This is a genomic window from Methanobrevibacter sp. YE315 (genome assembly GCF_001548675.1).
In the GTDB taxonomy this organism is placed as follows: Archaea; Methanobacteriota; Methanobacteria; order Methanobacteriales; family Methanobacteriaceae; genus Methanocatella.
On sequence record NZ_CP010834.1, the window covers coordinates 129,894 to 152,719 of the forward strand.

General features: G+C 38.3%; 28 protein-coding genes and 1 tRNA gene. 14 read left to right on the forward strand and 15 right to left on the reverse strand.

What is annotated here, in order from left to right; all coding sequences use genetic code 11:
- The first annotated feature begins 46 nt into the window (after positions 1-46).
- Positions 47-607 carry a hypothetical protein gene (locus TL18_RS00545; protein ID WP_067039813.1) on the forward strand — a complete coding sequence of 187 codons (561 nt, stop codon included), beginning with the start codon at positions 47-49 and terminating at the stop codon, positions 605-607.
- A gap of 160 nt (positions 608-767) precedes the next feature.
- Here TL18_RS00545 and TL18_RS00550 read toward each other — a convergent pair whose 3' ends face one another.
- Both TL18_RS00550 and TL18_RS00560 read right to left on the reverse strand, forming a co-directional pair.
- On the reverse strand, positions 768-1,253 hold the full coding sequence (locus TL18_RS00550; RefSeq protein WP_067039815.1) for a hypothetical protein: 486 nt from the start codon (positions 1,251-1,253) through the stop codon (positions 768-770).
- Between the two features lie 519 nt (positions 1,254-1,772).
- On the reverse strand, positions 1,773-2,147 hold the full coding sequence (locus TL18_RS00560; RefSeq protein WP_067039820.1) for a protease inhibitor I42 family protein: 375 nt from the start codon (positions 2,145-2,147) through the stop codon (positions 1,773-1,775).
- A gap of 490 nt (positions 2,148-2,637) precedes the next feature.
- On the opposite strand from TL18_RS00560, the gene TL18_RS00565 reads away from it, so the two are divergent.
- Both TL18_RS00565 and TL18_RS00570 read left to right on the forward strand, forming a co-directional pair.
- Positions 2,638-2,844: a hypothetical protein gene (locus TL18_RS00565; RefSeq protein WP_067039822.1), complete on the forward strand. Its 207-nt coding sequence runs from the start codon at positions 2,638-2,640 to the stop codon at positions 2,842-2,844.
- A 102-nt stretch (positions 2,845-2,946) separates the two neighbouring features.
- Positions 2,947-3,201, forward strand: a complete 255-nt coding sequence (locus tag TL18_RS00570) for a TfoX/Sxy family protein (protein ID WP_067039825.1) — start codon at positions 2,947-2,949, stop codon at positions 3,199-3,201.
- Here TL18_RS00570 and TL18_RS00575 read toward each other — a convergent pair.
- Together TL18_RS00575 and TL18_RS00580 are read right to left on the reverse strand one after the other, a co-directional pair.
- Positions 3,194-3,388 (reverse strand): hypothetical protein, encoded by a 195-nt coding sequence (locus TL18_RS00575; protein WP_067039828.1) that lies wholly within the window; start codon positions 3,386-3,388, stop codon positions 3,194-3,196. The two genes, TL18_RS00570 and TL18_RS00575, sit on opposite strands and share 8 nt — an antisense overlap.
- A 55-nt stretch (positions 3,389-3,443) precedes the next feature.
- Positions 3,444-4,193 carry a TatD family hydrolase gene (locus TL18_RS00580; protein WP_067039830.1) on the reverse strand — a complete coding sequence of 250 codons (750 nt, stop codon included), beginning with the start codon at positions 4,191-4,193 and terminating at the stop codon, positions 3,444-3,446.
- A gap of 101 nt (positions 4,194-4,294) precedes the next feature.
- Between TL18_RS00580 and TL18_RS00585 the strand changes: the two genes are divergently transcribed.
- On the forward strand, positions 4,295-5,005 hold the full coding sequence (locus tag TL18_RS00585; protein WP_067039833.1) for a ThiF family adenylyltransferase: 711 nt from the start codon (positions 4,295-4,297) through the stop codon (positions 5,003-5,005).
- Positions 5,006-5,244: 239 nt separating this feature from the next.
- The gene (locus tag TL18_RS00590) at positions 5,245-6,015 is read left to right on the forward strand and encodes a V4R domain-containing protein (protein ID WP_067039836.1); all 771 of its coding nucleotides are present in this window, start codon (positions 5,245-5,247) and stop codon (positions 6,013-6,015) included.
- Here TL18_RS00590 and cobI read toward each other — a convergent pair.
- On the reverse strand, positions 6,012-6,716 hold the full coding sequence (gene cobI, locus TL18_RS00595; protein ID WP_067039838.1) for a precorrin-2 C(20)-methyltransferase: 705 nt from the start codon (positions 6,714-6,716) through the stop codon (positions 6,012-6,014). The genes TL18_RS00590 and cobI overlap by 4 nt on opposite strands.
- A 96-nt stretch (positions 6,717-6,812) precedes the next feature.
- On the opposite strand from cobI, the gene TL18_RS00600 reads away from it, so the two are divergent.
- Entirely contained in the window at positions 6,813-8,642 is a 1,830-nt protein-coding gene (locus tag TL18_RS00600; protein ID WP_067039841.1) for a helicase C-terminal domain-containing protein, read from the forward strand.
- On the opposite strand, the gene TL18_RS00605 is transcribed toward TL18_RS00600, so the two are convergent.
- From TL18_RS00605 to hpt, 8 genes are all read right to left on the reverse strand, one after another.
- Positions 8,643-8,716, reverse strand: a tRNA-Arg gene (locus tag TL18_RS00605).
- A 26-nt stretch (positions 8,717-8,742) separates the two neighbouring features.
- Positions 8,743-9,678, reverse strand: coding sequence for an ABC transporter permease (locus TL18_RS00610; RefSeq protein WP_067039844.1), 936 nt, complete (start codon positions 9,676-9,678; stop codon positions 8,743-8,745).
- A 9-nt stretch (positions 9,679-9,687) separates the two neighbouring features.
- Entirely contained in the window at positions 9,688-10,011 is a 324-nt protein-coding gene (locus tag TL18_RS00615) for a transcription factor S (protein ID WP_067039848.1), read from the reverse strand.
- Between the two features lie 66 nt (positions 10,012-10,077).
- Positions 10,078-10,500, reverse strand: a complete 423-nt coding sequence (locus TL18_RS00620; RefSeq protein ID WP_067039850.1) for an NUDIX hydrolase — start codon at positions 10,498-10,500, stop codon at positions 10,078-10,080.
- A gap of 32 nt (positions 10,501-10,532) precedes the next feature.
- Positions 10,533-10,811 carry a DNA-directed RNA polymerase subunit L gene (locus TL18_RS00625; RefSeq protein ID WP_067039853.1) on the reverse strand — a complete coding sequence of 93 codons (279 nt, stop codon included), beginning with the start codon at positions 10,809-10,811 and terminating at the stop codon, positions 10,533-10,535.
- A gap of 14 nt (positions 10,812-10,825) precedes the next feature.
- Positions 10,826-11,395, reverse strand: a complete 570-nt coding sequence (locus TL18_RS00630) for an exosome complex RNA-binding protein Csl4 (RefSeq protein ID WP_067039855.1) — start codon at positions 11,393-11,395, stop codon at positions 10,826-10,828.
- Between the two features lie 74 nt (positions 11,396-11,469).
- Positions 11,470-12,474, reverse strand: coding sequence for a diphthamide biosynthesis enzyme Dph2 (gene dph2, locus TL18_RS00635; protein ID WP_067039857.1), 1,005 nt, complete (start codon positions 12,472-12,474; stop codon positions 11,470-11,472).
- Position 12,475: 1 nt separating this feature from the next.
- Entirely contained in the window at positions 12,476-13,045 is a 570-nt protein-coding gene (gene hpt, locus TL18_RS00640; RefSeq protein ID WP_067039860.1) for a hypoxanthine/guanine phosphoribosyltransferase, read from the reverse strand.
- Between the two features lie 74 nt (positions 13,046-13,119).
- Here hpt and TL18_RS00645 point away from each other — a divergent pair, with 74 nt between their 5' ends.
- From TL18_RS00645 to TL18_RS00670, 6 genes are all read left to right on the forward strand, one after another.
- The gene (locus TL18_RS00645) at positions 13,120-14,475 is read left to right on the forward strand and encodes a signal recognition particle protein Srp54 (protein ID WP_197031853.1); all 1,356 of its coding nucleotides are present in this window, start codon (positions 13,120-13,122) and stop codon (positions 14,473-14,475) included.
- Position 14,476: 1 nt separating this feature from the next.
- Entirely contained in the window at positions 14,477-15,682 is a 1,206-nt protein-coding gene (locus TL18_RS00650) for a tRNA pseudouridine(54/55) synthase Pus10 (protein ID WP_067039866.1), read from the forward strand.
- A gap of 5 nt (positions 15,683-15,687) precedes the next feature.
- Positions 15,688-16,155, forward strand: a complete 468-nt coding sequence (gene moaC, locus TL18_RS00655; RefSeq protein ID WP_067039869.1) for a cyclic pyranopterin monophosphate synthase MoaC — start codon at positions 15,688-15,690, stop codon at positions 16,153-16,155.
- A gap of 70 nt (positions 16,156-16,225) precedes the next feature.
- The gene (locus tag TL18_RS00660; protein ID WP_067039872.1) at positions 16,226-16,387 is read left to right on the forward strand and encodes a preprotein translocase subunit Sec61beta; all 162 of its coding nucleotides are present in this window, start codon (positions 16,226-16,228) and stop codon (positions 16,385-16,387) included.
- A gap of 49 nt (positions 16,388-16,436) precedes the next feature.
- Complete coding sequence (hisF, locus tag TL18_RS00665) at positions 16,437-17,261, forward strand: imidazole glycerol phosphate synthase subunit HisF (RefSeq protein ID WP_067039874.1); 825 nt, start codon at positions 16,437-16,439, stop codon at positions 17,259-17,261.
- Positions 17,258-18,160: a DNA glycosylase gene (locus tag TL18_RS00670; protein WP_067039877.1), complete on the forward strand. Its 903-nt coding sequence runs from the start codon at positions 17,258-17,260 to the stop codon at positions 18,158-18,160. Before hisF ends, TL18_RS00670 begins: the two co-directional genes overlap by 4 nt.
- A 354-nt stretch (positions 18,161-18,514) precedes the next feature.
- On the opposite strand, the gene TL18_RS00675 is transcribed toward TL18_RS00670, so the two are convergent.
- Positions 18,515-18,760 carry a DUF3800 domain-containing protein gene (locus tag TL18_RS00675; RefSeq protein ID WP_067039881.1) on the reverse strand — a complete coding sequence of 82 codons (246 nt, stop codon included), beginning with the start codon at positions 18,758-18,760 and terminating at the stop codon, positions 18,515-18,517.
- A gap of 167 nt (positions 18,761-18,927) precedes the next feature.
- On the opposite strand from TL18_RS00675, the gene TL18_RS11150 reads away from it, so the two are divergent.
- A complete protein-coding gene (locus tag TL18_RS11150) occupies positions 18,928-19,077 on the forward strand; it encodes a hypothetical protein (RefSeq protein WP_231483715.1) in 150 nt (49 codons plus the stop codon).
- Entirely contained in the window at positions 19,013-20,335 is a 1,323-nt protein-coding gene (locus TL18_RS00680) for an MFS transporter (protein WP_231483680.1), read from the forward strand. Before TL18_RS11150 ends, TL18_RS00680 begins: the two co-directional genes overlap by 65 nt.
- Before the next feature lie 54 nt (positions 20,336-20,389).
- Here TL18_RS00680 and TL18_RS00685 read toward each other — a convergent pair whose 3' ends face one another.
- Complete coding sequence (locus tag TL18_RS00685) at positions 20,390-22,804, reverse strand: Ig-like domain-containing protein (protein ID WP_067039887.1); 2,415 nt, start codon at positions 22,802-22,804, stop codon at positions 20,390-20,392.
- Positions 22,805-22,826: the final 22 nt, after the last annotated feature.

The following is a 22,826-nucleotide window of genomic DNA, read 5'->3' on the forward strand; positions in this document are numbered from 1 at the left end:
TAAAGTAAATAATATATATTAATATCAATGTAAGGAGTTCAGTATTATGAATAATGATGAAATTTTAGCTCGTTTTGGAATTTCTTCAAAATTGGCTTATGGTCTACTTGCCCAAAGCATATTGGTGATATTTGCGGCAATTATCAGTATATGGGGTATTTTTGAAGCAAATCGGGCGTTCACTCTTAGTTATATAACAAATATAATTTCATTGCTTGTTTGTATTTCCCTTTTGGTTTATTCATTTTATGGTTTTAATGCTAAAAAGAATCAGGAAGCCTTTTTTGTAGCTGCAATAATATTATATATTGTTTTAATCCTATTCGGATTGTTAGCAAACACACTCGATTTGAAAAATCCGGTCAGCATGCTTACAGTAATAACATTGGTTTGTATTATCTTTTTCTTGCGTGAATATAGAATTAATTATAAGGTTGCTAACTTTGCAATGTTAATTGCTCTTATTTCCGGTTTTATTGTATTAGTATTTAATGTGATGGGAGGCATGCCTTGGTTTATTGCTCTTAAATATATTATTATTCCAGTCACAATCGCCCTAACCTACTTCGAAAGATCACAAAGGGGTAAATACGATTTTAAAATTTGAATAAGTTTTGAGATTCAACTGATGAAAAACAGGATATCTTATGGATATATTAACTGAATAATGTTATAAAAATAGGAATTTAACTACCTGTTTAGGCATTCTGAAACTAAACAGGTAGGATATAATCTTTCGATAAATTTAAGACAAATACTTTTAAATTTTAGAATGCTATTGCTTCAACTTTATTGTTTTTGTTAAAATCATTTAAAATTGAAATTAATTTAGCAGTGTCAATGTTGCTTGAATCTTTTGCCCAGGAAACTACAATGAATTGTTCGCCGTCAACTTTTATTACTTCTGAAACACCATGGGTTGCGTGTTCATAGTCGGTGAAGTTTGCAGTATTGTCTGAGTTTTTATCAAGTTTTAAGTCATCATCCGCAACGATGTATTCTCTGCCGTCGTGTTGGATTGTGTGATCAAAAATGTCATCGTTTACTTTGTCATCATAGACGTCGTCGTCAACGTTTTTGAAGACTAAAATTCCACTGTCTTGATTGTTGTCTGCGTATACTGAATAGTAGTCGCTGCTGTATATGTTTTTGTAGTTTTTGTCTATATTAAAGCTGTTTACTGATGCGGCACAGGCACTGCCTATTAGAAGTGCTGAAACCATTAATGCAAATATTATTTTTTTCGCGTCCATTTTATCACATCTTTTTTTGCTATGAATTTGAGGAGGATGTTTAATAGATGCCCCTTCAAAGTCTGATTAAACATATTAAAGTACTCATATATAAAGTTTTTCGAATGAAAGTGCTTACTTGCATTCTTATTTGTTAAAATAAGATTTAATTAAGGGTAATTTTAAAAAATAACATTTTTTAAGTAATTAATAGTGATTTAATGGATATTAATGTGAGATAGTTAATGGTTTTGGAAAAATTTTTGCAGAAATTGTTTCCTTTTTGTATGAAATTGGGCGGGATCCGATTTTCAAAAGCCGTAAGATATTGCTGGAATAATCAGGTTTTAAATTCAACTGCAATAGAGTCAGATAATTGGATGAAGTGGTTTTTTCAAAAATCAGTCAAGAAACTGCAGGATAATGGTGTTTAAGATCATTATTTTAAAAAGAGTTATAAGTAAAAAAATTCAAAAAAATAAAAGGGGGGGTTTGGATTAAATATTAATCCAAATCTAATTCATTATTTTATTAATAAAATTAGTTTAACATGTTTGAATCAACTTCATCAACAATGTCGCCAGCTGGTGAAATTAAAACTAATTTTACGTAATAGTCGTTACTGTTTGCGTGGAAACTGAAGTATGCTGTTCCTGAGGAACCGCAGAGTCCTGGGTTATCTTCAACGTAGTTTACATCAACGAAGTCAACACCAGTGGACTCACTGATTTCCCAGTGGTAACCGGTACCAGCATTGTATGGTACGGACATGGTGAAATCACCGTTATCTAATATTGGTCCAGAAACATCACTTGTTGCTGAAACGCAACTTAAACCAACAACTATTGAAAAGATTGCTAATGCAGCAAAAATCAAATTTGTCTTACTTAAAAGTCTATCTGAATTTAATTTCATAATTTTTTCTCCATATTTGTTTTATAAAACATATTAAAATTGCATAATCAAATTTATTATTTGATTAAAGACTAATATTTGGGATATTTGGCAATTTGATAATATGTTATTTAATAACTTTTAATTCGTTATTTATAAAGTTTTCCGCATGTAAGTGCTTACTTGCATGAAATAGAGCATGTTTATCCTTATTTGTACGCACAAACGAATTTTTAAAGAGAAATCTATAAATGAACCATTGAATATCGGATTTATATATAAAATTATCTAAAATGTAATATTCAAAATAACCTAATCAGAAAATGAGAGTATGGCATGCCTTGGTATTACTTTTTGATAAATTAATCCTAATTTCGATATGCTAATCTTGATTAAATATTCCAAATTAAAGGCGCAATATCGAAAATTCTTTCAATCCTTGATTTTTTTCCGCATTTAAATTGATTTTACATATTTGATGATTTATTCTTATCATTATTTGTTAAAAAATATGTTACATTGGATATGCCCAAATCAGATGGATTCTGGACAGATTTTATCTCAACATGTAATTGCGTATCGGGGTGTTTCCAAATCATTAGGCGCTTCATCATATGCAATTCCACAACATTCTTTTTTCAAAGACAATGATCTTGGGGAAGTATTGCCGGTAGCGAAAAATGTTATATTGCATGTAATGATGGGGAATGAGTTTTGAATTGCTACAAGTCAATGTTATTTTATTTTCCTGAACTATAACGGAAAATATAAATCTTAAAAACACTAAATTTCTTAAAGAGATAATTTTTGAGGTATTGAAATGGGTGAGTTGTCTAAACTTCCAAATATTGGTAAGGTGCTTGAGGAACAGTTAAACGATGTTGGAATAAACACTGCTGATGAGTTGATTGACATTGGCAGTAAAGAAGCCTGGTTAAGAATTAGGGAAGTGGATGAAAGTGCATGTATAAATAGGTTAATGGCACTGGAAGGCGCTGTACAGAATATTCGCTGGCACGACCTGTCCGATGATGATAAAAAAAATCTAAGGGATTTTTATAGTACTTTCAAATAGCAATGTAATGTGAAATCTTAATTATAACTTCCTTATGGAATAATGGATGGGAGCTTAATGCAAATTGAGGGATGCTTTTCTTCTTTAAATTAAATGCATGGTCATTAACATTAACGGCAACGTTTTTGGAAATAGCATCTGATTTTAGATTGGGTATATGAATTTTAGAAGGTAAGCCTATTTCCATGGTATTCAGGGGTGTTTTTCCAGTACCAGTATTAATTTAAAAATAATTGTTTGCATCATATTTTAAATAATCTTTTTGCATTTTCCGTGGTTATTTCAATGACTTCATCTTCGCCCATATCCAACTCTTCGGCTAGTTTTCGTATTACGTATTTTAAGTTGAGCGAAGTGTTTTTCTCTCCCATTTTTTCCTGCGGACTCAAATAGGGGGAATCGGTTTCCACAAGCATATGGCCAATATCGATTTGCTTTGCCATTCTTCTTGTTTTCTTGTTGTTGGTGTGGGTAATCGGACCTGCAATTCCTATATAGAAACCTAATTTGATAAATTCCTGAGCCATTTCTGCCGAACCCTGATAGCAATGCATGGATCCCACTGTGTCATGGCTTTTCAGAATGTCAAATGTGTCCTGCATCGCTTTTCTTGAATGCACTATCACAGGCAGGTTGTGCTTTTCAGATAGGCCTAACATCTCTTCAAACAGTTCCTTCTGTCTGTCCTTATTGTCCTTTCTATGGTAATAGTCAAGGCCTATTTCACCTACTGCTATTACATTGTCATTTTTAAGCTGATTGTCCAATATGGAGATGTCTTCGTCTGTTGCTTTGTCTGCAAAGGGATACAGATATCCCAATGCGGCATGGACATTTTCATATTTTTCTGACAGTTCCAATACCTCCCCGTTGCTTAGGGGGTCGGTGCCGTTCAATATCATATGTATGTCGTTTTTTGCAGCCTGCCTTATTGTTTCTTCGGCATTTTCCATTTCACTGTTATAAATATGGCAATGTGTATCTATTATCATGAAATCCTCACTTAAAAAGATTTTTGCATTAAGTTTTTATTGTTTTGGCTTCAATTATTATATAATTATTAAATTAAATTAAATTTTTTGGTGACCGGAACATGGATGAGAAGTTTTCAAGAACAGAAATGTTGGTTGGAAATGAAGGAATGGAAAAGCTGGGCAATGCCAAAGTGGCCGTTTTTGGCCTTGGCGGCGTCGGCTCATTTGTTTGCGAAGGGCTTGCAAGAAGCGGAGTGGGCAATTTTATCCTGGTAGACTTTGACAAGGTGGATGAAAGCAATATCAACAGGCAACTGATTGCAACAGTCAAAACAATCGGCAAATACAAGGTCGATTTGATGAAAGAGAGGATTTTAGAAATCAATCCTAAAGCAAACGTTGAAGTGTATAAGGAATTCTATATGGCAGATTCGAAGACAGACATCATTACCGAAGACCTGTCCTATGTTGTCGATTGTGTGGATACCATAATGGCCAAGATTGCAATAATCTGCAAATGCGATGCCCTTGATGTTCCGGTCATCTCTTCCATGGGCACCGGGAACAAATTGGACCCTTCAATGTTTGAAGTGGCAGACATTTACGAGACTTCTGTATGTCCGCTTGCCAGGATAATGAAAAAGGACCTTAGAAAGAGGAATATAGAGAAGCTGAAGGTGGTCTATTCAAAGGAAAACCCCATAAACACGAACGATTGTGCAATAAATCAGGACAGGAAATATAAGGTGAAGGGCAGCGTTTCATTTGTGCCGTCAGTTGCAGGTCTGATAATTGCAGGTGAAGTTGTAAAGGATATTGCCGGTGTTTGATTTGTGGGTCCGAATTGTTTTTTCTTAGCTATTTTTTTATAGCTTCAGCATTCGGGATGTGATAAGCATATCGATTTTTATTTCGTTTTAAACGAACAGTTCGTATTTTTTACTTTTAATTTTTTTGAAATGTTTAGTTTTTCGCATGTTTTTTTGCTAATTTGAACAATTATTGCCTTTTAGATACATTTATTAACAAATAACTAATAAAATACCTATATACATTGGGGGATATAGCTATGAGTGAAAAAAAACCCATTCAGATTTTTTCTAACGTTAACGAAAACATTGGTGTCAATGTTGTCAAAAGTCCAGTAAAACTTACAATCCTAGAAATGTTGCGCGATAGCGAAATGGAATTCGATGAAATAGTGAGCAACACAGGAAAATCAAAATCAACAGTTTCTGTACATCTAAAAGGTTTAAGAGAAGACGGCATTATCTCTTACAGAGTTCATCCTAAAGACAATAGGAAAAAAATATTCTACATCAATTCCAAGTATCTCGGATCCGTAAACATATCAGAGCCTAAGGAGATTGAAGAAACCCAATCAGATTATCTGATTAAAAACATTGTCGAAGAGGATGCGGAATTCTCCACATTACTGTTCCATACATTAAAGGCAATGCTCATTCAGGAAGGTGTAAATATAGATCCTATTCTACAGTCAACAGGAAATAGCATAGGCAGATCTATTTTTGACATGCTGTATGATGACGATTTGGATATTTTCCTGGATAATATTGCAGATTTCTGGCAAAGGAAAGGTTTGGGAAGACTGACCTTTGAAGTTGGCCAGATTATCAAAATCACAACCTACGACTGTTTCGAATGCGAACTGCTTCCTAAAACCGGAAAGCCGGCCTGCTTTTTAGACACTGGAATTTTCGAAGGTTTGTTCACAGAGTTCTTCAATTTGCCCGTAAGCGTAATTGAAACCCAATGCTTTACTATGGGCGATGGAAAGTGTGTGTTTGAGGTAGAACCCCAACACATCAAAGCCTACTAATCATCGTCAAATTTGATGATTGTGGTGGTGAGATAAGGTTTTTCGTGAGAAAAGCCTTCAATAATCTTTTCGTCCTCGCGGGTACAGTTTTGAACAGAATAAATCTCTTTTTTCCTATCTTTTTCTTCAATGCTTGCTTCAAGTGCAGATGTGTTTCTTGAAGCTTTCATAAGCACTATTGAATCGCTGTATTCAAGAACTTGCTCTAGCCTGTCATCGATTTTTGGAACAACAGTCAGGATTTGGTTCTGCTCCACCAAAGCTTCGTTTTTAGCAGCTGCACATGCAGTAAAAGAAGTAATTCCAGGAATGGTTTCGATTTCGTATTTTCCAATCAGTCTTTTCTGTACATATGAGTATGTACTGAATATGGAAGTGTCTCCAAGTGTGACGAAAGCGACATCCCTTCCGCTGTCAAGGTACTGTGATATCATTTCAGATGCGCTGTCCCAAATCTTTTCAAGTTCAGCTTTGTCCTCTATCATTGGAAAGATAGGTGCAACAATCATTAATCTTTTATAATCATCTCTTTTCTCAAGTATAGGTCTGACAATTGATAATGCAATGCTGTCTTTTTCTTTTGAGGATTTTGGTGAGAAGATGACCGGGACTGTTCCTAATATCCTTGCCGCTTTTAGAGTTATCAATTCACTGTCCCCAGGTCCAACACCGATTCCATATAATTTTCCTTTTTCAGCCATATAATCACTTTAGTTTTGAATAGTTTATTTTAAGTTTTATTTTTCAAATGCTCTTTCTATAATTTATTTATAGTATACATAACTAATATATTTTTAATGTCTAATTCTATGTTTTGCCCAAATTGCGGTATGCTTAAAAGTAACTGTACCTGTGGAAAATATCCAAAAGAGGAATCTAAAGGTCCGACAAATCTTTTTAGTTTTTCCAAACCCAGAAGCTCTTCAATTTTGGATGACGAAATTCCTGAGGTTTATTCGATTGATGACCACAAGCAGGATGAGGGAACAGCCGCATACCTCAAGGAGATATACCCCCACATCGACGATGACATAATTGAAAATTTCCCGTTCAAGGAGCCTAGGGTAGGCCAGCTTGACATCATCCAGGACATCAACGATGCAATCAGAAAGGGCTATAAGTACATTATTCTGGAAGCGGGGACAGGAACAGGTAAATCCGCAATAGCAACAACCCTTGCGAAAATGTATGAATCAGCATACATTCTGACAATGACAAAGCAGCTCCAGTCACAGTATTGCGACGAATTCGAATTCCCGCTTGTCAAGGGAAGAAACAATTTCGCCTGCCTGAATGACAATCTGGAATCCACATGTGACATCGGAGCCTGCAAGACAACACCTACCTCAAGCAAATTCTTCTGTCCTTATGGGGTGGCCAAAAACCCGACATTGGATGCGGAACTAGCTTTTGAAGATTCCTTCGGCGGCACGGTTTTCTATCAGTCAGCTGACCACTGCCACTACTGGAACCAAAAGGCCAATGCCGTCAATTCGCCGATTACATTGATGAACTATGACTATGCAATCGTGGAGCTCAACTACGTCAAGCACTTCGGAACCCGCTCACTTCTGATTTTGGACGAAGCCCACAACATTGAAAACAAGCTGATGGCAACAATGGAAGTCAACCTGTACAACAGGACTCTTGAAAAGGACATTAACAAGCACATAAGCCCCGAAACATTAAAGGATGGGGAGCTTGAAGACTGGAAGATGGAAATTGAAGCCATCTGCGACAGCTATGAAGACATTGACCTGAAGGATGTGGCCAAAAACAAAGCTGACAGAATCAGATCAACAATCGCCAGATTGAAAACCCTAAGAAACAACCTTGATAGCGAACCCAAAAATTGGGTCATCGACAGCGAGGAAACAGGAGTTTCATTCAAGCCTTTAAGGGTTCATCATTATGCCAAGGACAACCTGCTGAAGTACGGTGATGTTGTAATATTCATGAGTGCAACAATACTGTCCCACAAGATGTTTTCCAAATGGCTGGGCTTGAATCCTAACGAAGTCTATCATATCAAGGTTGACAGTCCGTTTTCAAAGGAAAAAAGGCCAATAATCCTTAATTTGGCCGGAAAGATGTCTGCAAACAGAATAAAAAAGACCGCTCCGAAAACAATACCTATACTGCAGGAGATTCTAAAGAAGCATGAGGGAGACAAGGGTCTGATTCACACCCACAGCTACAAGTGCCAGCAGTATATTGTCAATAACCTTTATAATTCAAGGCTGATTTCACATTCATCAAAAAACAGAGAGCAGATATTGAACTTCTTTGAAAAGGATGAAAATCCACTGGTTTTAGTATCACCTTCAATGAGCGAAGGTGTCGATTTGCCCTATGACAAATGCAGGTTCCAGATAATCTACAAGGTGCCGTTCCCGTATCTTGGGGATAAGCAGGTAAACATGAGGATGAAAAGGGATAAGAAATGGTATGCCTATAAGACAGTAATGACATTGATGCAGGCATACGGGCGCGGAATGAGAGCTGAAGACGATTCATGCTACACATATATCATTGACAGCGACATCAACATGCTTTTCAAAAGTCCTATGTACCGGTCACTGATTCCTGACTTTTTCAAGGAGGCAGTTGTCAGAGTAAAAAAATAACGGACCTGGAGGGATTTGAACCCCCGATCTCAGGATCCGAAGTCCTGCGTCATTCCTGACTAGACCACAGGCCCAAAAAAGGATAAATAATTATAAAAAATTATTTATCTTCGAAATCTAAAGGAACATCTTCGATAGCTTCAACTTCTGCAAAAATCTCATCGATACTTTCATGATCAAGCTTTGCTTGCTTGTATTCAATATCTTCAATTTCCTCAGCAGTCAAGCCCTTTTTGCTTTCTTCCTTCTCTCTTGCTGGAGGAATCTTATCAAAATCTTCTTCGGTGATTGGTTGGTTTTTGGTTTTTTTGTTTTTTCTAAATTTAGCTTTTAATTCATCAATACCGAATTCGCCTATTTTGTAGGTATCATCATCCGGCTGGCTTTTTGAAACATTATCTTTTGAAGCACTTTTGTTTTCATCAAGGTCTATTGAATCAATAGTGCTTGTAATGTTGCTCAGTGGATTTCTGATATGCAGTACCTTATATAATCCGTAGATTAATAATAAAACTCCTATTGCAAGGATTATTATGGATATGAAGTTTGTTTCTCCGGAAACAACATTGTCGATTACCCTATCACTTCGTGACTGGAAGATGATTGCTGAAACTACAACAAGAATCAATCCTAAAAGTGTGCTTAAAATACCTAAAATAGAGGTTCTTCCGATTTTCGCGTTTAGAAGCGCATCGAAATTGTTGCTCACATCGCTTACGATATCATCTATTTCTTCGTTTTCAAAAGAATCGTTGCCGTCTTCGATGCTGCTTTCCTTAGGTGTTTTTATAATGTAGTTTTCATCAATCGGGTTTTCTTCAAGATTGACGTCAGGGTCTGTTTCATCTCCAGGGCGGTAGATGAACTCATCATCAATTTCAAAATCATCAAAATCTGCAGCATCTTTGTTGAGATATTCAATTAATTCTTCATCTTCTTCCATTTCATCAAACTGATAGACATTTTCATCCTTTACATTATCGATCATGTCCTTCAGGTTTGAAATCCTATGCTCTTTTTCTTTAGAATCTTTCATAAAAAAACCTCAGTGATATGCTCTCCAAGTATGCTTGCATTTGGCGCATGTAAAAATACGAGTAGGTGCTTCATCAGCACTACGGGTCTGTTTTAATTCATAATAAGCTTCATCATGTCCGCATTCCGGACAGGTTTCGGTTATTGTTGAGCGCATGTCTATATCTTCGCCCAAATTCTTCACGGTTTCTTCAGTAGCTTCTATTTTTTTAGAAAACTCAAATTTGCCGATATCCTCTTCTTTAAGTTCGTTTGAATATCCGCAGTTATTGCATTTTAAAATCCCATCTTTTGTTGGAAATACGATTCCATTACATTTAGGACAAAACTCCATTTAACTCTCACCCATTAATTTATATAATCATTAAATTTCTTTTTTAAATTATTTAAATATATAGCATTATTCTTCATTTTTAGCTTTATTTAAACAATCTTTTATTATTTTCTCATGGTCAAAAGCAAGATTGATTTCATCTAATTCTTCAGCCGAAAAGATGCCGATATCACTTGCATCGCTGTCCGCTTTCCTGGTGTTGAAATCACCTTTTGCAGTATATGCAATGGTTACTGTATGTCTGCGTGGGTCTCTGTCTGGATTTGAATAAACGTTAACTAAATCTTTGAGTTCAACGTCAATGCTTGTTTCTTCTTTTGCTTCCCGTACGGCTGCTGTTTCCACGGTTTCCCCGTACTCAACGAAACCTCCCGGCAATGCCCAGCAATCCTTGTATGGGTCGTTTTTCCTTTTGATTAAAATAAAGTTGAAGTCATCGTCAAAAATAAGTATGTCGGTAGTAAGTGAGGGTATTTTGTATTTGGTCATAAAACCACATAAAAAAAGAATAATTGGAAGCTTTATAAAGCTTCATCAATAATTTTTTTAAATTCAGCGCTTTCCTTTTGGAGTTCTTCTGCTGCTTTTTTCAACGCTTTTCTAGGTCTTTTTCCTCTTTTGGTTTTGATGGTCATTTCCGGTTTGCCGGTAAGAGGGTGATCAATATTGTAAACAGCATATTCAACATCAGGGTTTTGCATTAGAATGTGTCTTAATGCATTGCAAACTCCATGGCTTTCATCTTTTACAATAAAAGTTAATTCTAAAGTTTTATCTTCTATAATTTCAAAATTTTCCATTTTATCGACCTTAATTAATCATTAACGTAGTTGTTTGATACTTTACGTTTTTCTTTCTTGTTACATGTATTACATTGAAGTTCATTTACTTTTTGTGTAGTATGCATAAAGTCTCTGCAGCGGGTGCACATGGCTTTTAGGACTCCGCAATCATCATCTACAGTACCTAAATCGACATTATCTCCAGTAATCTTGATAACTTTTGCTTGAATAATGTCTCCTATTCTAAAAGCATCTGATAATTTTTCCAAGTAATCTTTTTTGGCTTGTGAGATGTGTATGGCACCCATGTAAGGCAATGCCAATGGCCTTGCGTTGTCTTTTATACATTCAATATTCACGTTTGCTCTTTGTGGCTTGATGTCGGTAATCTGACCGTATACTATATCTCCAACTTTTAAAAGAGCAGGCTTTGCATCTGACACAACAGAAATAACCTTCATTTTTTGATTAATTTTAACATTTCCAAGCACTGATGATTTAATTTCACCATTGTCGTCATAGGTACCTTCTCCAGGAAGGTATTGTTCAATAATTCCTAATTTATCACCAGGCATTACTATCTGTTCATCTTCTATATTCATATTAAAATCACCAAAATAAAGATTTTATAAAAATTTCTTTAATATAATAATTTTATCCATATTAATATTTAAAGCTATTTGTAGCGCTCATGGAATAAGATTTCATCCAACTGATAGTTTTCCCATTCACGCTTGTTCAATACTATTTCCAGTTCCTGTGGTGTTAGAAGTGGCTTTTTATACATTTGAGAGTCATCGATAGCTATTCTAGGACATGCGCTCACGACAAAGGCATCCAGTTCAAGGTAAGGAAGCAAAATGTCGGGTGTGACATTGTCCACCATGATGATGTAGGCTTCCATCCCGCTTTCTTCAAGTGTCTTTTTGATTTCCTTTGCAAGCTTCATCCTGTACTGGCCTTCCTTTGTGGATACCAGTATTCCCCATTTTTTAGCAGATTTTGCCTTTGTGATTCTTGCAAATCTTATTCTTAAGATCCTGTCTGTGTAATCATCCATTCTCCTGATTTCATTGTTGTATGGATCGATGGCCAGAACAGGGGTGTTTGAAAACAGGTTGATTCCCAGCGGGTGGAAATTTCCGCTTCCGACAAAAAGTATTATTTCGGCATCCAGATCCTTTATTGATGAGAAGTTGCATCCGAGAACCTGGCCCTTTCTGGTTGAAGGTGATGAGCCGACGACAACTTCCTTTCCATTGTCTTCAAGATAATCATAAATTTCATTTAAAAGGTGCAGGTGCTGTGTTGTTGTGACAAGCCCTACTCTTGAATAGTCCTTAAGCTCTTCAAGGCATTTTTCAAGGTCCTTTTTGACATCTATATTTGAGAAGGCTTCTATGAACAGGGTAGGCACTTCGTATCTTAAGGGAAGGGGGGTGTGTCCGTAATGTATAATCAAATCGACGGAACCTTTCATCTTATAGTCGCTTACGTCGCATGCTCCGAAACACGGGTCTCCTGATATGATGACTGTCGCATCGGTTTGCCTTTCTATTTCGCGGGCAATCTTTACTGCCTGCATCTTCAGGCCTTCCGGAAACTGGAGACCAACGGTTTTAGCGTCTTTTGACTGGATTTTACGGATTGCCTTGTCCAAATCCATATTGTACATTGACATTTTAATCTTCAATTGTCTTTTCAATCACGACTTTTCCATCAATGACATCCAGTTTTACGATAGTGAGTACCTCGTGGCCGGTTTCCTTTTCGACGATTTCCTTTCCTTCACCCTTTTCGATTACCGCCACGGTTGACCTGATGTCCAGACCCAAATCATCCAGGGTATTGAGCAGGGCTATTAGGGTTCCGCCAGTGCTTACAACATCGTCAATGAGAAGAATCCTTTCTCCAGGATGCAGGTCGTTTATGAAAAGGTTTGATGAGCCGTATCCGGTTTTCTGATAGACTTGGGTTTCTCCTTCAAGGCCGTATTCCCTTTTGCGTATCACTACAAATGGAATGTCTGTTGCAAGGGACAATGCAGTTGCCAAATGAATTCCCATAGCTTCCACAGCAACAATTTTATCAATGTTTAAATCCGCATGCTTGTAGACTTCAAGTGACAGTTCCCTAAGCATTTTAGGGTCCATTGCAGGAACTCCATCGCTTATCGGATTTACAAAATAATTATACTCTCCTTTTTTTACTACCGGTGATGATTCCAATGATTTAATTACTTCTTCCAACATACTCTCACACAAAATATTAAAACTTATTAATTATAAATATAGTTTATTATAATTATATAATTTATTATAAAGTGATTGATATGCTTGGAAATTTAGGAGAAAATCTTACTAATACGATGAAGAAATTAGTAGGAATGTCCGTAATTGATAAAAAGACTATAAAAGAAGTTGTAAAGGATATACAACGTGCTTTAATTCAATCTGACGTTAACATTAAATTAGTTCTGGATTTATCAAAAAAAATTGAAAGCAGGGCCCTTGAAGAGGAACCTCCGAAAGGAATCACTCCAAGGGAACATGTAATAACAATTATCTATGAGGAAATGGTAAATCTTTTGGGCAGCGAAGCTGCAGGACTGGAGATTAATGACAGGCCTTATAAAATCCTGTTCCTTGGTTTGCAGGGTAGTGGTAAGACCACAACAATCGGTAAGCTATGCAGATATCTGCAGAAGAAAGGTTTCAATCCTGCCGTTGTCTGTACAGACACATGGAGGCCAGCGGCTTACGAGCAGTTAAGGCAGTTGACTGAAGAGATGGATGTTCCGCTATACGGAGACCCTGACAACAAGGATGCGCTTGATTTGGCGCAAAAGGGTTTGCAGGAATTCAAGAACAGAAAGGTTATCATTTTCGATACAGCCGGTAGGCACAAGCAGGAAGAGGACCTTATTGCCGAAATGAATGAACTGGACAATATAATCGAGCCGAATGAAGCCATTCTTGTCATTGACGGTACTATCGGTCAGCAGGCCGGTGAACAGGCAAGGGCATTTTCACAGGCAACCGACATCGGATCAATCATAATTACAAAGCTTGACGGTTCAGCGAAAGGTGGGGGCGCAATGTCTGCAGTTGCAGAAACCGGCGCACCAATCAAGTTCATCGGTACAGGTGAGAGAATAGATGACTTTGAATTATTCGACCCTGAAAGGTTCATTTCAAGATTGCTTGGAATGGGAGACATCAAGTCCCTTATAGAAAAGGCTGAAGAGACCATCGACGAGGACATTGCAGAAAAGACCATGAACAACATGCTCACCGGAAAGTTCACATTGGAAGACATGAAAAACCAGTTTGAAATGATGAACAAGATGGGACCGATGCAGCAGGTCCTGAACATGATTCCGGGCATGGGAAACAAGATATCAAAAGAAGCCTCAAAGATGACCGAAGACAAGATAGAGTCCTACAAGATAATGATGTCTTCAATGACCGAAGAGGAAATGAAGAATCCGAAAATCATCAAGCAGTCACGCATTCAGAGGATTGCCCGCGGAGCAGGTGTGCAGGAAAGCGAAGTCAAGGAGCTTTTGAAATACTACAACAATACCAAAAAGACCATGAAAGGCATTGGAAAACGCGGCGGCCGTCTGCGCGGCGGTGGCGGTTCAATGAACCGTATGATGGGACAATTTATGAACAGATAACATGAGACTAGCTGAACAGATTATAGACGAAACCAATGGTCAGATATGCAAAAATTGTCTTGGACGCAAGCTATCCAAAACTGTTGAAGGCTCCAACAACATCGAAAGGGCAGATAAGGTCTGCAAGGAGATTGGCATCGATTTGGACGGTGCAGAATGTGTTGTATGCAACAACCTTTTTGACAAAATCAATGATGACTTATACGAAAGGATAGCCGATAAGGTCAGCCAGCTTGGAGTCGAATTCGACACATTCCTTGTAGGTTCAAAGATAGACAAAGCCATCATGAAAAGGGATGAGGAACTTTCCGAAAAGTTCGGTTTGACAGTTGAAACCATCAAAAAAGAGGTCAACAGGATAATCGGTCTTGGAATATGGGAAAGGTTCGACAAGGAAGCGGAATTCGAATCACAGGACATAGTATTCAGCATCGATTTAATCGGCGAGCCGAAAGTCAGAATCCAGATTAACCCATTATACATTGAGGGAAGATACAATAAGCTGAAGCGTGGAATACCTCAGACAAAATGGCCATGCACCAAATGCAAGGGAAGGGGATGTGAAGAGTGCAATTTCACAGGAAAGCAATACCCAGAATCCGTTGAAGAGCTTATTTCCGAGCATTTCCTTAAGGCAACCAAAGGAAGGGAGGCCAAATTCCACGGTGCAGGCCGTGAAGACATTGACGTTTTGATGCTGGGTTCAGGAAGGCCGTTCGTTCTGGAGATAAAAGAGCCGAAAATAAGAAAACTTGACCTGAAGGATTTGGAAGATGAAATAAATAAGATCAACGAGGGAAAAACCTCATATCATGATTTGCATGTTTGTGAAAGGAGAAGAAAAGCCGAAATAAAGCAGTCTTCACCGGACACATACAAGGTTTACAGTGCAGTGGTCAAATGCAGCGAGGCATTTGACGAATCCAAATTGGAAGAACTTTTGAAATTGGATGAAATCCACCAGCAGACCCCATTGAGGGTTTTAAGAAGGCGCGCAGACAAGGTGCGCATTAAGCATGTTCTGGATTTGTCCTATGAGATAATCGATGAGACAACATTCACTATGCGAATAAAGACAGAAGGCGGATTGTACATTAAGGAATTGATTTCAGGCGATGACGGACGAAGCAATCCGAACGTGTCTGAAATATTGGGCGTTAAAGCTATTTGCGAACAATTGGACGTAATTGAAGTAAGCGAGAAGTAGATATTATGGCAGATGAATTTACACATTTGACAGACAGCGGCGTACATATGGTTGAAGTCGGGGGAAAGCCTGACCAGAAAAGAAGAGCTATTGCAGAAGGCAGCATATTTTTGGATAGGAATACCATCAATCTGATCCAGAATGAGGAAATCAAGAAAGGAAACGTTTTGACAACTGCTCAGATTGCAGGAATTCAGGCCGTAAAAAACACTTCTTCAATAATCCCGCTTTGCCACCCATTGGCCTTGACCGGAATAGAACTTGATTTTGAGGTTAAGGAAGATGAAATCATTGCAACATGTGCGGTCAATACATTAGGAAAAACCGGCGTTGAAATGGAGGCAATAACCGGAGTCAGTGTGGCGTTGCTTACAGTATGGGATATGGTAAAGGCAGTTGAAAAGGATGAGAATGGACAGTACCCGGATACAAGAATAAGCGACATTAAGGTAATTAAGAAAGAGAAAATCTAAACTTTATATACTATGAAAATAATACTTATATACGTTATTTTTCATTGATTAAATTTTAAGGAGATTATTTATGGCGAAAAAAAATGACAAGATTTCCATGCCTCAAACCGGTGCAGGGTTAGTAAGATACTTTGATGAAGAAAGTCTCGGTCCAAAACTTGCTCCTGAGCACATTATTGTTGCTACAATTATCCTAGCTATATTCTGTTTCGTTTTAAGGTATTCAGCTTAAAAATATTGTTTTTTTAAAAAACAATACTACTTTTTTTATTTATGATATCATGTTGACTAAAAGAATTATTCCATGTTTAGACTGTGACCTGCAGGTTCCGGAAGGCAGGGTTGTAAAGGGCGTTGAATTTAAGCAAATCAAATACGCAGGAAATCCTGTTGACCTTGCAACACGCTATTACGAAGAAGGAGCAGATGAGGTAGTCGTTTTAGACATCACAGCATCCCATGAAAGAAGGGCCACAATGGCCGATGTAATCGACAGATTGACAGAAAACGTATTCATGCCAATCTGTGTAGGCGGCGGAATAAGGAAAGTTGACGACTACATTAAAATGCTTAAGGCCGGAGCGGACAAATGCTCAACAAATACGGCGGCCATCAAGAATCCGGAACTGTTGACTGAAGCTTCAAAAGTAGTGGGATCACAGGCGGTCGTAATAGGAATCGATGCAAAAAGAAGATATGTCGACCATCCCGACGATGCAAAGGACAAGATAGTCATCGAAACCGATAAGGGGTACTGCTGGTTTGATACAAGCATTTACGGCGGACGCGAATTTACAGGCATCGATGCAATACAATGGGCACAGAAATGCCAGGATTTGGGTGCCGGAGAGGTTCTATTGACAAGCATGGATGGGGACGGAACCCAAAACGGATACGATATCGAGCTGAACAGGACAATCAACGATGCTGTTGACATCCCGGTCATTGCAAGCGGAGGTGTCGGCGAACCGAAACATATTCTGGAAGTCTTTGAAAAGACAGATGTTTCAGCGGCTCTTGCGGCAAGCATATTTCATTTTAACCAGTATTCAATCGGCACAGTTAAGGAGTACCTGAAAGAAAACAACGTGGCTGTTCGCTTATGATAATTAAATCTCCGATTGACCTGGATTTGACAATAAATTCAGGCCAGACTTCACAACCCCCATGGATACAAAACGGCGATTCATTTTCAAATGTCGTTGTGACAGACGGCAAACCTTTAATTTTCAACGTCAGGCAGTCAGGGGATTATTTGGTTTTCAACTTGGATGACAAGAGGGCCCTTTCCAGGCTGAACTACATTTTTGATTTGGATTTTGATTTGGACAAGTTCTACAGCTATCTAAACGATCATGAAGAGCTTAGGGACATGTCCGGATTCTGCAGGGGCTTGAGACTGTTTTTGGCGCCAGACCCCTTCGAGTGCGTAATCTCGTCAATATGCTCTGCAAACAATTCAATTAAAAGATGGACAAAATCCGTTTCTGAAATCAAGAAGAATTGGGGAGTAAGATATGGCGATTACTATACGTTTCCTAAAAGCAACGTCATGTCAAACATATACTTGGATGAAGAGGATGAATTTAATCTATCGGATGTTCAAGATATTTGCGATTGCAGCAATAATCTTAAAAATTGCGGCGTAGGATATAGAGCACCATACATGAGAAGGGCAAGCGAGCTTTTTACAGATGAAATTGACCTTTGCGAAATATTTGAAATGAGCTATGATGAAGCCTTTGAAACAATGCTTGAAGTTCCGGGAGTAGGCCCTAAAGTTGCCGACTGCATTTTGCTTTACGGGTTCAACTTCAGGGAGGCCTTTCCAAGCGATGTTTGGATAAAAAGGATAGTATCTCATTTATATTTTGACGGCAGGGACATCAGTGTTGCCAAAGTCCGTGACTTTGGAATGGAAGAGTTCGGAGAATATGCAGGCTATGTGCAGCTCTATATGTTTCATTATGCGCGCAAGTCAGGTCTGATGGCGAAATTGAAATAGTTTGTTTTTCATTTTCCTTGAAATCTAGGATTTGCTATTTGAGAAGTTTTATTTAAATTTTTATCTTAATTTTAGTTTATTTTTCCTATTTAAAGGCAATATTTTAGCATATATTGAAAATAGAATTATACGATATTATTATATTGATTTTACTTTGTAAAATTGCTCTGATTGTGTAATTAATCTAGGATTTTCATCTAATTTTTAAAAACATTTAAATATTTAGTGAACACATATGCTCAATTGAAAGAGTGGAAGGTAAAAATCTTCATGATTTAGCCTACATGTCCTTGTCGCCACAGGCGACGACTTTCCATAATTATATTATTGGTCAATTAGGTGGCTGTAGGTTCTTCATTCTTTATATACTTCTTTTATTTGTTTATTTTTAATTAAATCAATATATTCCGTATTATTATACTCAACACTTTGAAATATTGACCATGCGATTAGATCTGAAATTTGTAAACCCTTATAGTTCATAGAATTTGCATGTTTGATGATAACTGGATACTTTTTGTAATTATTTAACTTAGATTCAAAATATTCATTGAAATTTTCAATTTCTTTTTGTTTGTTTTCCCAAATCTCCTGATTCATCGATAAAAATATAATCCATAATTTAACTTGTATTTTATAATTAATAAATTTTAAAGGTTATTTTATTAAAATACATATTATATTTAATTTAATATTAATTTTACTTCGTTAAATTGCTTTGATTGTGAAATAACTTCACTTTTAGGAAATGGAAAATTGGAGATTTTTTGCCAAGCAAAAAATTATTAATCATAATTCTTATATATTATCTTGATGCAGACAAAAAATCTAATCCTGTTAATCTGTTCAGTATTGTCGTTTTTCACTGTTTTTGCCGTCAATGCAGTGATGGTAGTCGTTCCGTCAATTGCCAGTGAATTTCACATGAGCAATATTGTTCAAAACTGGGTTATAATTATTTTTTTATTGGTTGTGGCCGTACTGTCTGTTCCCGCAGGCCAGATTTCAGGAAAATATGGCCTTAAGAAGGTCACAATCCTAAGCGTAATTCTTTTTATCATAATTTCCATAGTCAATGTGCTTGTAACCAATTCCGAGCAGTTCCTGCTGTGCCGTGTGATTTTGGGAATTTCACTGTCATTCATCAACGTCACTTCAATGGCAATGATAGTCTCAGCATTTGCTCCCGAAGAGAGGGGAAAGGCCCTTGGAATAAACATCACGGGAGTATATATAGGACTTTCCCTGTCGCCGGTTTTAGGGGGAATTCTAAACTACCAGCTTGGCTGGAGGTCTGTAGTGCTTTTCGGCGTTCCGTTTCTGTTTGTAATACTCGCCCTTCTTTTGACAAAAATCGATGAGGAATGGATTACCTTTGAAGGCATCCCCCTTGATTTGAAGGGATCACTTTTCTACGGCGTTGGAATGGTGCTTTTCATGTACGGCTTCACGATTCTAAACGAGACACTGGGGGTGGTACTGACAGTTCTCGGAATAATCATTTTTGCGATGTTTGCAATGATAGAACTGAAGGAGGACCATCCTGTATTTGACGTGAGGTTTTTCAAAAACCGCAAGTTCCTTTCAGCCAACTTCGCATCCCTATGCGCATATCTGGCCACCTTTGCGGTTACAACAATCCTGAACTATCACCTTCAGTACATAAAGGGATTCGATTCACAGTTAACAGGAATGATCCTGCTTGTGGCGCCGCTGTGCCAGGTGGTTTTGGCTCCGATTGCAGGAAGGCTCTCCGATAAGTATGTTCCGCAGATTCTGGCAGCTATCGGAATGGGGCTCGGAACACTTTCATTGGTCATGTTCACATTCCTGGACTTCAACACTTCGGTGGAATTCCTTGTGGTGTCCATGATACTCTATGGAGTCGGATTTGGGTTCTTTTCACCGCCGAATACGAATGTCATAATGGGTTCGGTTCCGCCAAAGGACACTTCAGTCGCATCAGCAGCAGTTGCAACCATGCGTACCGTCGGCCAGGCGATGAGTATGGGAATCCTGACTCTGGTGTTTGCCTTTGTCATGGGAAACGTAGCCATATCTCCTGAAGTTTATCCTCTGCTTGTAAGCAGCAGTCAGATAACCTGCATAATCTGTGTAGCGCTTTGTCTGGCTTCAGTATTCGCTTCGCTAGTGGGCATTAAATCTGAAAATTAGCTGGAACAGTAATCTAATTGATGGAAAAAAATAGGATAATAGAGAAATTAATCTCTATTGTCTAGGAAATGGAAATGTAATTGTCTCGTTTACCGCAGTGTATTTGTAGTTGCCTCCATATGCAACAACAACGGTTAATCGATTTATGATTCCGTCAACATCAAAGTAGACATTGCCGTTTGAGCCTATCGCAAGCCTGTAGGTTGTTCCTTCATAGGTAACTCTTAAATAGCCTGTTGCATCACTGTTTATGCTAACTGTGATACGTGTAAACCTTGGACTTTCATAATAGGTTGTGCCAACCTGAATTCTTGGCTTGTATTTTGTTACAGTGAAATAAGCTGTTTTTGTTTGTCCCCTAAAGTTGTTGCTTCCTGCATAAGCTACACTTGCGGAATAGCTGCCGGCCTTTAATCCGGAAACGCTTAAGGTTGCGGTACCATTAACGATTTGAACCCTTTTAGTGACGCCATTAACGGTGATTTTTACAAACCCGTTGACATTGTCCGCCATTTTGACATTGATGACGGCGTCATGGCCAACCTTGATGCTTTTGACGGAAACGGATTTGATTGGAGTTCCTTTGCTGACGTTGAAGGTAGCGTTTAAGGTCTGGGCATTGTAGTTTGAGGTGCCTGCATAGATTGCAGTGACTTCATATGTGCCGACTCTTAAACCTGAAAATGAAGTGTTTGCAGTATGGTTAATGATTTGGGTCCTGACAGCCTTGCTGTTTACAATGATTTTGACAAAGCCGTTGACGTAGCTTGAAAATTCAACGGTGACTGTTTCGTCATTGCCGTAGGTAATTGAAGGGGCGGAAATTGAAGTCATTGGAGTTCCTTTAAGAACTTCAAAGCAAGATGAAGCCTCTTCAGCATAGTATCTGTAGTTTCCACCGTATTTTATGGTAAAGTTATGTGTTCCTACCTTTATGCCGCTGACATATGCAACTGCCTTTCCCTTTGTGATTTTTGCTTTGTAGTCCTTGCCTTCGATTAGTATATGCACATAACCGGTGGCATCCTTGGCCGTTTCGACTTCAATCATAGTGGATTCGCCGAAATATGTTTTTTCGGATGGGCAAACAGTGATTCCCTGATATGTTTTTCCCACGACAAGGTTGCTTGAAACGGTTTGGGCGCTGCAGTTTGAGTTTCCGTCATAGCTTGCCACAATTTCATAGGTTCCCTCACTTAAAGCGTCTGCAGTAACAATTGCCTTGCCTGAGCTGATGGCAGAGGTATATGTTCTGTTGTTTACAGCAATCCTCACATTCCCATATGCGTTTTTGGATATGGCAACTTCAATGTCGAAACTTTTATTAGGAAGCGCAAAATCAGTGGATATGATTATGTGCGGTGATTCCAATACTGTGCAGTTGTATGCATTTCCCTTATAGATTGGACCGCCCGGAGAATACCATCCTATAATGGAACAGTCGGTGGCATTCCCGTTAAAGATTGCAGCACCATTCTTTTCGGCAGAACAGTTTGTGAAAAAACAGTTGTTGGCATTCGCCGAATAGATTCCGCCTCCATATTTGACGGCGGAACAGTTGTCAAAAGTGCAGTTGCGAATATTGCTTATGGTATTGTATGAATAGAATGCTCCCCCGTTTCCACCGGAATGGCAATTGGTGAAAATGCAGTCTTCCAGATTGGAAGTTGCATAGATTCCTCCGCCGATTTCTTCGGCAGAACAGTTTTCAAAAGAGCATTTTTTCACATTCAGCTTCCCGAAATATAAAATGCCCCCTCCTTTTCCACCGGAATGGCAGTTCACAAACAAACAGTTTTGAACATTTCCGTTGGCTGCAGAAAAGTAAACGCCGCCACCGGATTTGGTTGCATAACAGTTTTCAAAAGAGCAGTTGTTTGCATTTCCGTTAACGATTCCACCGCCATTATTGGCAGAACAGTTCACAAATGAGCATTCATATGCATTAAAGTTGTAAATGGCACCACCTGCTCCAGCAGAACAGTTCACAAAGCAGCAGCCATAGGCATTGCCTCTGACTGTGGTATAGATTGCCCCGCCAAGACTATCGCAGGAGCAGTCCTTGAAAGAACAGTTATAGATTGTGCATGTTCCGTTCACTGCGGAATTGATGGTGTTGATAAAATTGATGTTTTTCAATATGACGTTAGTGTTTTTCACGTTGAAAACGTTTGATGCCCTGCTTGCATCAATGGTATGATTTTTACCGTCAACCGTTATTGCATCTCCAATGTCGATGCCGCTTTTGTGTGACCCGTCATTGACGTAGTCGTTTTCCAGGTACACTGTCTGGCCGCTTGAAGCGTTTTCAACCAGGCTTGCCAAATCAGCAAAGCTTCCGGTCTCTTCAAGAGGACTTTCACCTAGAACCTCATCAGCCGAAGCATTTTCATCAGCTGCACTAACGGCTCCCATTGTGATGATAACCAGAATCAACAGGCCGATTACCATCACCTTATCAAATTTCATAAGATAACCTCCCAATGTTAAT